Origin of the sequence: Sphingopyxis sp. EG6 (assembly GCF_003609815.1) — a bacterium.
In the GTDB taxonomy this organism is placed as follows: domain Bacteria; phylum Pseudomonadota; class Alphaproteobacteria; order Sphingomonadales; family Sphingomonadaceae; genus Sphingopyxis.
Genome location: NZ_AP017603.1, coordinates 1,616,178 through 1,629,711, shown reverse-complemented (window position 1 = coordinate 1,629,711; position 13,534 = coordinate 1,616,178). Strand labels below are relative to the sequence as shown.

Genomic DNA, 13,534 nt, shown 5'->3' with positions numbered 1-13,534 from the left:
CGCTTATCGGCCGTGAGCCGCCCTTCGACAAGCTCAGGGCTTCGGTATCTGCGTCAGTCGGTGCGTTTCTTGACCAGCGTAGAACGCTCGCACTGACACACAAGTTCATCGCGCTGGTTGAGGCAGCGGTGGAGGAAGGTAACGATCCCGGCGTTGGGCCGCGATTTCGATTCCTTGAGCCCGATCACCTCGCTTTCCGCGCGCAGCGTGTCGCCGATGAACACGGGCTTGGGCATCACCAGCTTGTCATAGCCGAGGTTCGCAACGAGCGTGCCGAGCGTCGTGTCGCCGACCGACAGCCCGACCATCAGGCTGAAGGTGAAGGTGCCATTGACGAGGATCTGGCCGAACTCCGACGCCTTCGCTGCCTCGATGTCGAGGTGCAGCGGCTGCGGGTTGTGCGTCATCACCGTGAACAGCAGATTGTCGGTCTCGGTGACGGTGCGGCGGATGTCGTGGGTCAGCGTGTCGCCGATGGTCCATTCGTCGAAAAAACGGCCTGCCATTATGCGTCTTCCTTTTCGATTTTTGCCAGCAGCGCCTCGACCTGCACCTGCGCGCCCGCAGTCGCATTGAGTTCGGCCACCACGCCGTCAAACGGTGCGGTCAGGCTGTGTTCCATCTTCATCGCTTCGAGCGTGAGCAGTTTTTGCCCCTTGGTCACCCTGTCGCCCGCGGCGACATCGACTGCAATGACCTTGCCGGGCATGGGGGAGAGGATCGCGCCGTCGCCAGCTACTCCGCCCGCGCCGCCCGCGGCACGCCAAGGGGCGAGCTGCCACACCGAACCGCCCTCGGCGACGAGCATCGCGGGTGCGGGCTCGTCGGCGCCGGGGCCGTGCAGGTCGACCTCGACGCGCTTGCCGTCGAGCAGGAAAGGCGCGCTGCGGACATCGGGGGCGTTGAGGCGGAAGCCCGATTGCAGCGAGCGCGGCGTCATCGCCATGGCGGCATTGGTAAGCGCCTGCGCAGTCGGGACCGGCTCGGCAGTCATCGCGTCGCCGTCGCGGCCGATCAGTCCGGTATCCACCGTGCCCGCGACAAAATCGGGGTGATCGAGGGCATGGATCAGGAAGGCCGAGTTGGTCTTTACCGGCCAGATCGCGCTGTCTTCGAGCATCTCCGACAAGAGCTCGCGGGCTTCCTCGCGATCTTCGCCCCAAGCTATGACTTTCGCGATCATCGGATCGTAGAAGGGCGATACCTCGGCACCCTCGTAGACGCCGGTGTCGACGCGGCCCATTTGCTCGGGAAGCTGGAACAGTTCGAGCGTGCCGATCGAGGGCAGGAAACCCTTGGCGGGGTCTTCCGCATAAAGCCGCGCTTCCATCGCCCAGCCGTTGATCGCGAGTTCGTCCTGCGTCAGCGGGACCGGTTCGCCCGATGCGACGCGGAGCTGCCATTCGACGAGGTCGACCCCGGTGATCTCTTCGGTCACTGGATGCTCGACCTGCAGCCGCGTGTTCATTTCCATGAACCAGATGCGGTCGGCGCGTAGGCCTTCGCTGGCGTCGGCGATGAACTCGATCGTGCCGGCACCAACATAGTCGACCGCCTTTGCGGCGCGGACGGCGGCGGCGCAAAGCTCGGCACGCGTCGCTTCGTCCATGCCGGGGGCGGGGGCTTCCTCGATCACCTTCTGGTGGCGGCGCTGGAGCGAGCAGTCACGCTCGAAAAGGTGGACGACATTGCCGTGCGTGTCGCCGAACACCTGCACCTCGATATGGCGGGGGGTCAGGATATATTTCTCGATCAGGACATGGTCATTGCCGAACGAAGCGGCGGCCTCGCGCTGGCACGAGGCGAGCGCATCGGCGAAATCGGCTGCTGCGTCGACCTTGCGCATCCCCTTGCCGCCGCCACCCGCGACCGCCTTTATCAGCACGGGATAGCCGATCTGCCCCGCCTGTTCGGCGAGGAAAGCAGGGTCCTGATTTTTGCCCATATAGCCCGGCGTCACCGGCACCCCCGCGTCGGCCATCAGCTTCTTCGCGGCGTCCTTGAGGCCCATCGCGGTGATCGATGAGGGCTTCGGCCCGACCCAGACGAGCCCGGCATCGGCGACCGCCTGCGCGAACTCCGCATTCTCGGACAGGAAGCCATAACCCGGATGAATCGCCTCGGCGCCGGTGGCCTTCGCGGCGGCGATGATCTTCTCGCCGACCAGATAGGATTCGCGTGCCGGCGACGGCCCGATATGAACCGCCTCGTCGGCCTGCCGCACATGCAGCGCCTTGGCATCGGCGTCCGAATAGACCGCAACGGTGCGAATGCCCATCTCGCGCGCGGTACGGATGATGCGGCAGGCGATTTCGCCGCGATTGGCGATGAGGAGGGAGTTGATCATGATTCGAGCCGTAGTTTGATCGATCCGTCGCCGCGATTGGCGATGGCGTCGAAAATGACAGTGAGAAGGCGATCGAAGCGTTCACCGATGGCGGAGCGCGATTGAGCGGCGTTGACCCAAATAATTTCGATGGGCTCCGGCACAACGCCAATCATCAGGTCGAAGAGCGCGTCGAGGTTACCGCCATACCATTCGACGCCCGAGGCTTCGCGAAATGCGGTGTGGAAGAGGGCCTCGCTATCGATGATATTGCCATCGAGATTTACGGTCACCGTCATCATCACATCCGGAACACGCCGAACCCGCGGTCCTCGACCGGGGCATTCAGCGTTGCCGCGAAGGCCAGCCCCAGCACGTCGCGCGTCTGCGCGGGGTCGATGATGCCATCGTCCCACAGGCGCGCGGTGGCGTGGTACGGATTGCCCTCATCCTCATATTTCTGGCGGATCGGTGCCTTGAAGGCTTCGGCCTCTTCGGGGGTCCATTTGTCGGCGTCGCGGTGAACGGTCGCCAGCACCGATGCCGCCTGTTCGCCGCCCATCACGCTGATCCGCGCATTGGGCCAGGTGAACAGGAAACGCGGGCTATAGGCGCGCCCGCACATGCCGTAATTGCCCGCGCCGAAGCTGCCGCCGATCAGCACGGTGATCTTCGGCACCGTCGCCGTCGCCACCGCGGTCACCAGCTTCGCGCCATGCTTGGCGATCCCCTCGGCCTCATATTTGCCGCCGACCATGAAGCCGCTGATATTCTGGAGGAAGAGCAGGGGAATGCGGCGTTGCTGCGCCAGCTCGATGAAATGCGCGCCCTTGACCGCAGATTCGCTGAACAGCACGCCATTGTTCGCGAGGATCGCGACCGGGATGCCCCAGATGTGGGCGAAGCCACAAACCAGGGTGGCGCCATAATTCGCCTTGAACTCGTGGAACTCGCTGCCGTCGACGATGCGCGCGATGACTTCGTGCACGTCATATGGCGCGCGGACATCGTCAGGGACGGCACCGTAGAGCTGCTCGGGATCATATTTGGGCGGGCGCGGGTCTTTCAGGGCGACATCGAAGCCGGCGTCGGCGCCTAGATGGCTGACAATGTCGCGCACGATCGTCAGCGCATGCTCGTCATTTTCGGCGAGATGATCGACGACGCCCGATTTCTTCGCGTGCAAATCGCCGCCGCCCAGATCCTCGGCGCTGATTTCCTCGCCCGTCGCGGCCTTTACCAGCGGCGGCCCGGCGAGGAAGATCGTGCCCTGCTTGCGCACGATGACGGTCTCGTCGGACATTGCGGGGACATAGGCGCCGCCCGCGGTGCAGCTGCCCATCACGCAGGCGATCTGCGGGATGCGCTTCGCCGACATATTCGCCTGATTGAAAAAGATGCGCCCGAAATGGTCGCGGTCGGGAAAGACCTGGTCCTGATGCGGCAGGTTCGCGCCGCCGCTGTCGACCAGATAGATGCACGGCAGGCGGTTCTCGAGCGCGATTTCCTGCGCCCGCAGATGTTTCTTCACGGTCAGCGGATAATAAGTACCGCCCTTCACCGTCGCGTCGTTGCACACGATCATGCATTGACGCCCCGACACGCGACCGATCCCGCAGATCAGCCCGGCGCCCGGCACTTCACCGTCATAAAGGTCATTGGCGGCAAGCTGCCCGATTTCCAGAAACGGCGAACCCGGATCGAGCAGGCGCTCGACGCGCTCACGCGGGAGCAGCTTGCCGCGGCTCGTGTGCCGCTCGCGCGACTTTTCATTGCCGCCCAGCGCGGCTTCGGCAACGCGCGCGCACAGCTCGTCCTTCAGCGCGCGGTTGTGCGCGGCGCGGGTGCGAAATTCGTCGCTGTCGGGATCGACATTGGTACCAAGAACCGGTGCGCTCACTGCTCAGTCTCTCCCCGCTTTTCGTCCGGATCGCCCGGTGTATCTTTCAGGATCAGGTAACGATAGACGCCAATCGCATTGATGATCAGCAGTGCGATATTCTGCCAGCCGATGCCTTCGCTGTCGGGCTGCAGAAAGCCCCACGCGATCAGCGCGATGCTGCTGGTGACGAAGATGACAAAGGCCCAGCCGGTGCGACGGCGACCGAGATTGAGCGAGACGATCAAGGCCGCCAGCGTTGAGGCGCCCGCGCCGTAGTATTGGAGGATGGCGAGCAAGGTGTCGTTCACGCCCCCGCTCCGATCAGGGCGAACGCGCCCGCGGCGGTCAGGATCGGCCAGCCGATGTGCCTGCCGCGGGTGTACGCCGCGTCGAACAGACCGGTGGTAAGCCAGGCGGCACCGATCAGCATGATCAATGCGCGCGGCGTGTCGGGCCACACGACCGACACCGCCGAGACGAGCATCAGCAGCGACAGCGCGTGCCAGGCCAAGCGGAACACCCGCCGCGCCAGATCGACGCCCATGATCCCCTGATCGAGCATCATCAGCGGGCCGACCAGCCGCCGTTCACCCAGATAGCCGTGGACAAGGGCTGTTGCCGCCATGCAGGCCGCCGACAGCCAGAGCCAGATCACGCGCCGGCGCCGATCAGTTCGCGGCCGATCAGCATACGGCGAATCTCGTTGGTGCCCGCGCCGATGTCGAGCAGCTTGGCGTCGCGCCAGTAACGCTCGACGGGCCAGTCCTTGGTATAGCCCGCGCCGCCCAATGCCTGAATTGCTTCGCCCGCGACCTTCACCGCATTCTCGCTTGCGAGCAGGATCGCACCCGCGGCGTCGAAGCGTGTGGTCTGCCCCGCATCGCATGCCTTGGCGACGTTATAGACATAGGAGCGCGCCGACTGGAGCATCACATACATGTCGGCGACCTTGGCCTGCATAAGCTGGAACGACCCGATCGGCTTGCCGAACTGCTTGCGTTCGCGAACATAGGGAATGACGGTGTCGAGGCAGGCCTGCATGATGCCAAGCTGGAGCCCGGCGAGTACGACGCGCTCATAGTCGAGCCCCGACATCAGGACGCCAACGCCGCCATTCTCCGGCCCCATCACTTGTTCTTCACTGACCTCGCAATCGGTGAAAACCAGCTCCGCGGTCGGCGATCCGCGCATGCCGACCTTGTCGATCTTTTGCCCGATACTGAACCCCGGCATGTCCTTTTCGATCAGGAAGGCGGTGATGCCGCGCGATCCCGCGTCAGGCGACGTCTTGGCATAGACGACCAGCGTGTCGGCATGGCTTGCGTTGGTGATCCAGAATTTGGTGCCGTTGAGGACATAGCCGCCCTGAACCCGCTCCGCCTTCAGCTTCATCGATACGACGTCGCTGCCCGCGCCCGCTTCGGACATCGCGAGGCTGCCGACATGCTCGCCGCTGATCAGCTTGGGCAGGTATTTCACCTTTTGCTCGGCATTGCCCCAGCGCCGGATCTGGTTGACGCAGAGGTTCGAGTGCGCGCCGTAGCTTAGACCGATCGCGGCCGATGCGCGGCTGACTTCCTCCACCGCGATGACATGTTCGAGATAGCCGAGGCCGAGGCCGCCAAATTCTTCCTCAACGGTGATACCGTGGAGCCCGAGCTCGCCCATCTGCGTCCACAGTTCGTCGCGCGGGAACCAGTCGTCGGCGTCGGCCTTGGCGGCGAGCGGTGCGATCTGTTCGTCGGCAAAGCGGGCGGTGGTATCGCGGATCATGTCGGCGGTTTCGCCGAGCGCGAAATCGAAATCGGGGGTGGCGCGCATGGGGGACCTATCGGTTGAGGAAGGACGGGCGCGATACTGCCCGATTTGTCCAGCATATGGAAATTGAAAGGTCGATAGATTTCGCATAAGTAAAATCTATGATAAAGCGTGCGCATATCCGTCAGTTCCTGGCCGTCGTCGATGCCGGCAGCTTCACCCAAGCCGCTCTGCGAATCCGCGTGACGCAACCGGCGCTGTCCGCCGGGGTCGCCGAACTGGAAAAGCTGACCGGAGCGCCGCTGTTCATCCGCAACCGGCGCCAGATCCGCCTGACCGAGGCGGGCGGGCGCTTCCTGCCAATCGCACGCGACCTGGAGCGCGGTTTCAAGGCGGCCGATGATTTCGGCCGCGATAGCGACCGGTCGGTGACCGAGCTGAAATTCGGCGTGATCCGCTCGGCGCCCGCCGAGTTGTTGCAAGCGATCATCGCCGCCTTGCGACCCGGCTTTGCCATCGAGATCATTGAAAACAGCGATTCCGAGCTGCGCGCCGCACTCGGCAGCGGGCGGATCAACATGGCGCTGGTGCCGCTGCGAACGGGTGAGCAAGGCGCACATGTGGTCCCGCTCTATGACGAGCCGCTCGCCATGTTCATCGCGGCGGATCATCCGCTGGCGGGGCGTATCGCGGTCGGTCCCGAGGAATTGGCCGCCGAAACGATGATCGCGCGCCGCTCGTGCGAATTTCTAGGCGCGACGAGCCGCTTCTTCACGCGCCACGGCGTACGCCCGCGCTTTGCCCTGCGCAGCGAGAGCGACGAGCGTTGCCTGCGCATGGTGGCCGCGGGGATCGGCATCACCACCGCGCCGGTGTCGCTGGCGATCGACGGCATCGTCCCACTGAAAGTCACCGGTTATGATTTCCGGCGCGAGCTGGGGTTGATCGTCGATCCGGCATGGGCTTCGCTGCCCGATGTCGATCCGCGGCTGGCGCATGCCCGCGACACCGTGCGGGCCATTGCCGCCGATTGGCGCCGGACCCGGGTCGACGCCGCGGCATGACGTCGCCCGCACAAGTCTGGCTTGCACGGGCAAAAGGCCATACAGCTTGATCGTCCTGAGATGGAGAGGCAAGGGCGGGGCATGATCGATACGCTGACCCATCTCGACCGGCTCGAGGCCGAGAGCATTCATATCATGCGCGAAGTGATGGCCGACGCGGCCAAGCCCGTGATGCTCTACAGCGTGGGCAAGGACAGCGCGGTGATGCTGCATTTGGCGCGCAAGGCCTTTTATCCTTCGCCGCCGCCGTTCCCGCTGTTGCACGTCGATACGACGTGGAAGTTCCAGGCGATGTACGAATTGCGCGACCGCATGGCCGCGGAATCGGGCATGGAGCTGATCGTCTATCAGAACCCCGAGGCGAAGGAGCGCGGGATCAATCCGTTCGATCATGGCCCGCTGCACACCGACATGTGGAAGACCGAGGGGCTCAAGCAGGCGCTTGATCTCTATGGTTTCGACGTCGCTTTCGGCGGCGCGCGCCGCGACGAGGAAAAGAGCCGGGCGAAGGAGCGGATTTTCTCGTTCCGCACCGCGAGCCATGGCTGGGATCCCAAGAAGCAGCGGCCCGAGCTGTGGAACCTCTACAACGCCCGCAAGGCGAAGGGGGAGAGCATCCGCGTCTTCCCGATCTCGAACTGGACCGAGCTCGACATCTGGCAATATATCGCGCGCGAAAATATCCCGATCGTGCCGCTCTATTTTGCCGCGCCGCGGCAGACGGTGGAGCGTGACGGACTGTTGCTGATGGTCGATGATGATCGTTTTCCGCTGCTGCCGGGAGAGACGCCTGCCCTGCGTTCGGTGCGCTTCCGTACGCTTGGCTGTTATCCGCTCACCGGCGCGGTGGAAAGCGAGGCGGCAACGCTCAGTGAAGTCATTCAGGAGATGCTGCTGACGACGACCAGCGAGCGGCAAGGCCGCATCATCGACAAGGACGGTGGTGACGCTTCGATGGAGAAGAAGAAGCAGGAGGGGTACTTCTGATGACCGATCCCATCTACGTCACCGATGCCCTCATTGCCGAGGACATTGACGCCTATCTCGCGGGCCACGAAAAGAAATCGCTGCTGCGCTTCATCACCTGCGGATCGGTCGATGACGGCAAATCAACGCTGATCGGGCGGCTGCTCTACGACAGCAAGATGATCTTCGAGGACCAGCTTGCGGCGCTCGAGGCCGACAGCAAGCGTGTCGGCACGCAGGGGCAGGAGATTGACTTCGCCTTGCTCGTCGATGGCCTCGCCGCCGAGCGCGAGCAGGGGATCACGATCGACGTCGCCTATCGCTTTTTCACAACCGAGAAGCGCAAGTTCATCGTCGCCGACACACCGGGGCATGAGCAATATACGCGCAACATGGTCACCGGCGCGTCGACCGCCGATCTCGCCGTCATCCTGATCGACGCGCGCAAAGGCGTGCTCACCCAGACGCGCCGCCACAGCTTTCTCGCGCATCTGATCGGCATCAAGCATATCGTGCTCGCGGTGAACAAGATGGACCTTGTCGGTTATGACAAGACCGTGTTCGAGCGCATTTTGCTGAGCTATCGGGCGTTTGCGAGCGAGATCGGCATCACCAACTTCACCGCGATCCCGATCTCGGGCTTCAAGGGCGACAATATCACCGCGCTGTCGGACAATATGCCTTGGTTCAAGGGGCCCGCGCTGATCGAGCATCTCGAGAATGTCGAGATCGGCGCCGCCGCCGACGAAGCGAAGCCGTTCCGCCTGCCGGTGCAATGGGTCAACCGCCCGAACCTCGATTTCCGCGGCTTCTCGGGCCAGCTTGCGAGTGGCACGGTCCGCCCCGGCGATGCCGTGCGCATCCTGCCGAGCGGCAAGACGACGACGGTCGACCGCATTGTCACGCTCGACGGCGACCTCGAAGAGGCCGTAGCGGGTCAGTCGGTGACGCTGACGCTGGCCGACGAGGTCGACTGCTCGCGCGGCGATGTCATCGCGGCGTCCGATGCGCCGCCGGAAGCCGCCGACCAGTTCGAGGCGACGCTTGTCTGGATGGCCGACGAGGCAATGATCGCGGGGCGCGCTTATTGGCTGAAGCTCGCGACGCAGACGGTGTCGGCGACGATCCAGCAGCCGAAGTACGAGATCAACGTCAACACGCTCGACCATCTCGCGGCGAAGACGCTCGACCTCAACGGTATCGGCGTTGTCGAAATCTCGACCGACAAGCCGATTGTGTTCGAGGCCTATGGGGACAACCGGACGCTTGGCGGCTTTATCCTGATCGACAAGCTCACCAACGCAACGGTCGCCGCGGGGATGCTACACTTCAGCCTCCGGCGGGCGCAGAATGTCCATTGGCAGGCAAGCGACGTCGACCGCGACATGCGCGCGAACCTGAAAAACCAGCGCCCCGCGCTGCTCTGGTTCACCGGCCTGTCGGGATCGGGCAAGTCGACGATCGCCAATCTGGTCGAGAAGAAGCTGCACCGGATGAACCGGCACAGCTTCCTGCTCGATGGCGACAATGTCCGCCACGGGCTGAACCGCGACCTGGGGTTTACCGAGGCCGACCGGATTGAAAATATCCGCCGCGTCGGCGAGGTGGCGAAGCTGATGACCGATGCCGGGCTGATCGTCATCACCGCCTTCATCTCGCCCTTCCGCGCCGAGCGAGAGATGGTGCGCGCGATGCTGCCCGAGGGCGAGTTCATCGAGGTGTTTATCGATACGCCGCTCGCCGAAGCCGAACGCCGCGACGTCAAAGGCCTCTACAAAAAGGCGCGCGCGGGGCAGCTCAAGAATTTCACCGGGATCGACAGCCCCTATGAGGCGCCCGAGAATCCCGAAATTCGTATCGATACGACCGCGATGACGCCCGAGGAAGCAGCCGACCTGATCATCGACCGGTTGCTTGGCTGACATGACCGAAACCGACGACCAACTGGCCGAACGGCTCGCTACGACGGCGGGCGCGATCCTGCTGGCGCTGCGGGCCGAAGGTTTGGACGGCAAGGCGCTGGGGCAGGCGGGCGATGAAGCTGCCAACGCGATGCTGTGCCGCGAACTGCGCGCTGGGCGCCCCGACGATGCGATCCTGTCCGAAGAGGAGAAGGATAGCGCCGCGCGGTTGGCGCATCGCCGGGTGTGGATCATCGATCCGCTCGACGGTACGCGCGAATATGGCGAGGGACGCGACGATTGGGCGGTGCATGTTGCGCTTGCTGTCGATGGCGTGGCGACGGTCGGCGCGGTCGCGCTGCCGGGGCTGGGGATCACGCTGACGTCCGGCGCGCCGGTTCCGCTCCGCCCCGCGAATAGTCCGCTACGGATGCTGGTCAGCCGCACGCGGCCCGCAGCCGAAGCGGTGTTCGTCGCCGAAAGGATCGGCGCCGAACTGGTCGGCATGGGGTCGGCAGGGGCAAAAGCGATGGCCGTCGTGCGCGGTGAGGCCGACATCTACCTCCACACCGGTGGCCAGTATGAATGGGACAATTGCGCGCCGGTCGCGGTTGCGCAGGCGGCAGGGCTGCACGTCAGCCGCGTCGATGGGGCGCCGATCCGCTACAATAATGCGGATACCTACCTGCCCGACCTGCTGATCTGCCGCGCCGGGCTCGCGGACGAGGTACTGCGGCTCGCGGCGGAATATCGCCCAGCCTCATGATTGTCATCCCGGCCTTTGCCGGGATGACTGGTTATGGAGAGGTTGCCAGCCTCGGCGCAACACCGTAATCCGTTTCATCAAGAAACCGAACCCGGGAGACCTGCGATGACCGACCTGCCTGAAACCAACCTCACCATGCTGACGCTCGTGAAGCCCGAGGGCCAGCTCGAGGTGTCGCTGGCGCGGCGGCCGATGCCGACGCCCAAGCCGCATGAGGTGCTGGTGAAGGTGCTCGCCGCGCCGATCAACCCGTCGGACCTTGGCCTGCTGTTCGGCGGCGCCGACATGTCGACCGCGCGCGCATCGACGCGCGACGGGCTGCCCGTGCTCGCCGCCGATGTGCCGCCCGCGGGCATGCGCGCGATGGCGGGACGCGTCGGCGAAGCAATGGCGATCGGCAACGAAGGATGCGGCACGGTCGTCGCGGCGGGCGCATCGCCCGAGGCGCAGGCGCTGGTCGGCAAGACCGTCGCGCTGCTCGGCGGCGAGATGTACGCCGAATATCGCTGCCTGCCGGTGCAGATGGTCATGCCGCTGCCCGACGGGACCGACCCCGCCGACGGCGCGTCATGCTTCGTCAACCCGCTGACCAGCCTCGCCTTTACCGAGACGATGCGCATGGAAGGCCATAGCGCGATCGTCCACAGCGCAGCGGCGTCGAACCTTGGCCAGATGCTCGTGAAGATTTGCGCGAAGGACGGCATCCCGCTGGTCAACATCGTGCGCAGCGACGCGCAGGTTGACATATTGAAGGGCATCGGGGCGCAATATGTCGTCAACAGCAGCGCCGACGATTTCATGGACCGTCTGATCGACGCGATCGTCGAGACGGGCGCGACGATCGGCTTCGACGCAACGGGCGGCGGCAAACTGGCGGGACAGATCCTGACCGCGATGGAAGCCGCCGCGGTCAAGAAGATGACGACATACAGCCGCTATGGTTCCGATGCGTTCAAGCAGGTCTATATCTACGGTGCGCTCGACCTGTCGCCGACGACCTTCTCGGCGCGCAGCTTCGGCCTGACCTGGGCGCTCGGCGGGTTCCTGCTGACCCCCTTCATGGCGAAGGCGGGGCCGGAGGTCGTGGGCCGGATGCGGAAGCGCGTGGTCGACGAGCTGACGACGACGTTCAAGAGCCACTACAGTCACGAGGTTTCGCTGACCGGCGCGCTCGATGTCGATACGGCGCAGGCCTTTAATGCGAAGCGCACGGGCGAGAAATATCTGATCAAGCCGCACGGCTGATTTCGACCGGAAGCTGCCGTTGATCCTCCCTGTCGCGCAGCGATGGGGAGGTGGCAGCGCGAAGCGCTGACGGAGGGGCCATGGCGCAACCGTTGCGGCCCCTCCACCATTCGCTTCGCGAACGGTCCCCCTCCCCATGGCTTCGCCACAGGGCGGATCTATAGCATCGTCATCCCGGCGAAGGGTGTTCAGAGGCACGTGACTCTGAAACACGATCTCGCCGTTGCGTTGCGATGATAGGGTGAGACTCCGGCCTTCGCCGAGGTGACAACGAAAATTGACCGTCCGCTCCCCACCCCAACGCCGACATTGTCGAGCGTTCTAATCGCACGCCTTGTGCAGCTTCCACGCCAGCACCGCGGATACCAGGCACATCGCCGCCACCATCAGCAGCGTGTCGTCGATCGTCAGCCCGATGCCGATCAGCAGGCTGAGCAGCAACGTCGCCGCCACCATGAAGCCCGAATTGACGATATTGTTCGCGGCCACGGTGCGCGCGGTTTGGGATTTGGCGACGGTAGTGGTCAGGAAGGCATAGAGCGGGACGACGAACATGCCGCCCGCGATCGCGATGCCGAGCAGGTCGAGGATGATGCGGTCGCCGGTCGTCAGGGCCAGAAAGTCGCGCCAGTTCATTAATTCGGTGCCGACATGCTCCCAGCCCTTCACGTTCCACCACAGGTCGAGGACGAACAGCCCCATCACGATCACCGATCCGGGCGAATAGCGGGCCGAGACATGGCCTTTCAGCAGCCGGTTGACGATGATCGAGCCGATGGCGACGCCGACCGAGAAGATCGCCGTGAATAGCGTCGCGACGGTGTTGTCGGCGCCGAGCGCATTCTTGACCAATGGCGGAAACTGCGCGGCGAGGATGGCGCCGATCGCCCAGAAGAAGCTGATCGACACGATCGCCAGGAACAGTCGCGGGATGTGCATCGTCGAATTGACCAGCCGCCATGACGAGCGAAAGACATTATGGTCGATGACCAGCCCTTGCGCTTCGGCCTCGGGCGGCGCAGCGGGGACGTAGCTGGCGGTCAGGCGGCCGATGACGGCGACGATGATGATCCCGGGGATCGCGATATGTGGCGGGGTGAGGCCGCCGACGATGGTGCCACCGAGGATCGCAATATAGGTGCCGGCTTCGACCCAACCGGTGCCGGCAAGCACCTCGTCCTCCTCCAGATGCTGGGGCAGGATCGCATATTTGATCGGGCCGAAAAAGGTCGAGTGCGTCCCCATTGCGAACAGCGCGAGCAGCATGACGGGCACCAGATGCAACCAGATGCCAATGGCGCCGACGATCATGATAAAGATTTCGGCCGTCTTGATCAGGCGGATCATCCGCGTCTTGTCGGTGCTGTCGGCGAGCTGCCCGGCGAGCGCCGAAAACAGGAAAAAAGGCAGGATGAACAGGCCGCCCGCCAGCGCGTTGAACCACGCCTCGGTCTCCGGATCCTTGTAGATGGTGAAGGTGACGAGGATCACCATCGCCATCTTGTAGAAATTGTCGTTGAAGGCGTTGAGGAACTGGGTCGCGAACAGGGGCAGGAACCGGCGTTGCTTCATCAGCGCAAAGGAACCGGTCATTGAAAATCCACTTTTGCAGCCTGACATTCGGAC

General features: G+C 64.1%; 13 protein-coding genes. 5 read left to right on the top strand and 8 right to left on the bottom strand.

Annotated features, from left to right (window positions below):
* Positions 1-53: 53 nt before the first annotated feature.
* Genes SPYCW_RS08045 through SPYCW_RS08015 form a run of 7 tightly spaced genes read right to left on the bottom strand, consistent with a single transcriptional unit; the run spans position 54 to position 6,029 of the window.
* On the bottom strand, positions 54-506 hold the full coding sequence (locus SPYCW_RS08045; RefSeq protein WP_120216351.1) for a MaoC family dehydratase: 453 nt from the start codon (positions 504-506) through the stop codon (positions 54-56).
* Entirely contained in the window at positions 506-2,347 is a 1,842-nt protein-coding gene (locus SPYCW_RS08040; protein ID WP_120216350.1) for an acetyl/propionyl/methylcrotonyl-CoA carboxylase subunit alpha, read from the bottom strand. Before SPYCW_RS08040 ends, SPYCW_RS08045 begins: the two co-directional genes overlap by 1 nt.
* Positions 2,344-2,625, bottom strand: coding sequence for a barstar family protein (locus tag SPYCW_RS08035; RefSeq protein ID WP_172595451.1), 282 nt, complete (start codon positions 2,623-2,625; stop codon positions 2,344-2,346). Before SPYCW_RS08035 ends, SPYCW_RS08040 begins: the two co-directional genes overlap by 4 nt.
* Before the next feature lie 2 nt (positions 2,626-2,627).
* Positions 2,628-4,226: a carboxyl transferase domain-containing protein gene (locus SPYCW_RS08030; RefSeq protein ID WP_120216348.1), complete on the bottom strand. Its 1,599-nt coding sequence runs from the start codon at positions 4,224-4,226 to the stop codon at positions 2,628-2,630.
* The gene (locus SPYCW_RS08025) at positions 4,223-4,516 is read right to left on the bottom strand and encodes a hypothetical protein (RefSeq protein ID WP_120216347.1); all 294 of its coding nucleotides are present in this window, start codon (positions 4,514-4,516) and stop codon (positions 4,223-4,225) included. The genes SPYCW_RS08030 and SPYCW_RS08025 overlap by 4 nt, the downstream gene beginning before the upstream one ends.
* Positions 4,513-4,863 (bottom strand): hypothetical protein, encoded by a 351-nt coding sequence (locus SPYCW_RS08020; protein WP_120216346.1) that lies wholly within the window; start codon positions 4,861-4,863, stop codon positions 4,513-4,515. The genes SPYCW_RS08025 and SPYCW_RS08020 overlap by 4 nt, the downstream gene beginning before the upstream one ends.
* The gene (locus SPYCW_RS08015; RefSeq protein ID WP_120216345.1) at positions 4,860-6,029 is read right to left on the bottom strand and encodes an isovaleryl-CoA dehydrogenase; all 1,170 of its coding nucleotides are present in this window, start codon (positions 6,027-6,029) and stop codon (positions 4,860-4,862) included. The genes SPYCW_RS08020 and SPYCW_RS08015 overlap by 4 nt, the downstream gene beginning before the upstream one ends.
* 98 nt (positions 6,030-6,127) lie before the next feature.
* Between SPYCW_RS08015 and SPYCW_RS08010 the strand changes: the two genes are divergently transcribed.
* The 5 genes from SPYCW_RS08010 to SPYCW_RS07990 all read left to right on the top strand — a co-directional run bounded on the left by SPYCW_RS08010 (position 6,128) and on the right by SPYCW_RS07990 (position 11,908).
* The gene (locus SPYCW_RS08010; RefSeq protein ID WP_120216344.1) at positions 6,128-7,030 is read left to right on the top strand and encodes a LysR family transcriptional regulator; all 903 of its coding nucleotides are present in this window, start codon (positions 6,128-6,130) and stop codon (positions 7,028-7,030) included.
* An 81-nt stretch (positions 7,031-7,111) separates the two neighbouring features.
* Positions 7,112-8,017, top strand: a complete 906-nt coding sequence (cysD, locus tag SPYCW_RS08005; protein ID WP_120216343.1) for a sulfate adenylyltransferase subunit CysD — start codon at positions 7,112-7,114, stop codon at positions 8,015-8,017.
* Positions 8,017-9,918 (top strand): sulfate adenylyltransferase subunit CysN, encoded by a 1,902-nt coding sequence (cysN, locus tag SPYCW_RS08000; protein WP_120216342.1) that lies wholly within the window; start codon positions 8,017-8,019, stop codon positions 9,916-9,918. Before cysD ends, cysN begins: the two co-directional genes overlap by 1 nt.
* Before the next feature lies 1 nt (position 9,919).
* Positions 9,920-10,663: a 3'(2'),5'-bisphosphate nucleotidase CysQ gene (locus tag SPYCW_RS07995; RefSeq protein ID WP_120216341.1), complete on the top strand. Its 744-nt coding sequence runs from the start codon at positions 9,920-9,922 to the stop codon at positions 10,661-10,663.
* Positions 10,664-10,768: 105 nt separating this feature from the next.
* Complete coding sequence (locus SPYCW_RS07990) at positions 10,769-11,908, top strand: zinc-binding dehydrogenase (RefSeq protein WP_120216340.1); 1,140 nt, start codon at positions 10,769-10,771, stop codon at positions 11,906-11,908.
* A gap of 321 nt (positions 11,909-12,229) precedes the next feature.
* Here the strand turns inward: SPYCW_RS07990 and SPYCW_RS07985 are convergent, their stop codons facing one another.
* The gene (locus tag SPYCW_RS07985) at positions 12,230-13,501 is read right to left on the bottom strand and encodes an MFS transporter (protein WP_120216339.1); all 1,272 of its coding nucleotides are present in this window, start codon (positions 13,499-13,501) and stop codon (positions 12,230-12,232) included.
* Between the last annotated feature and the right edge of the window lie 33 nt (positions 13,502-13,534).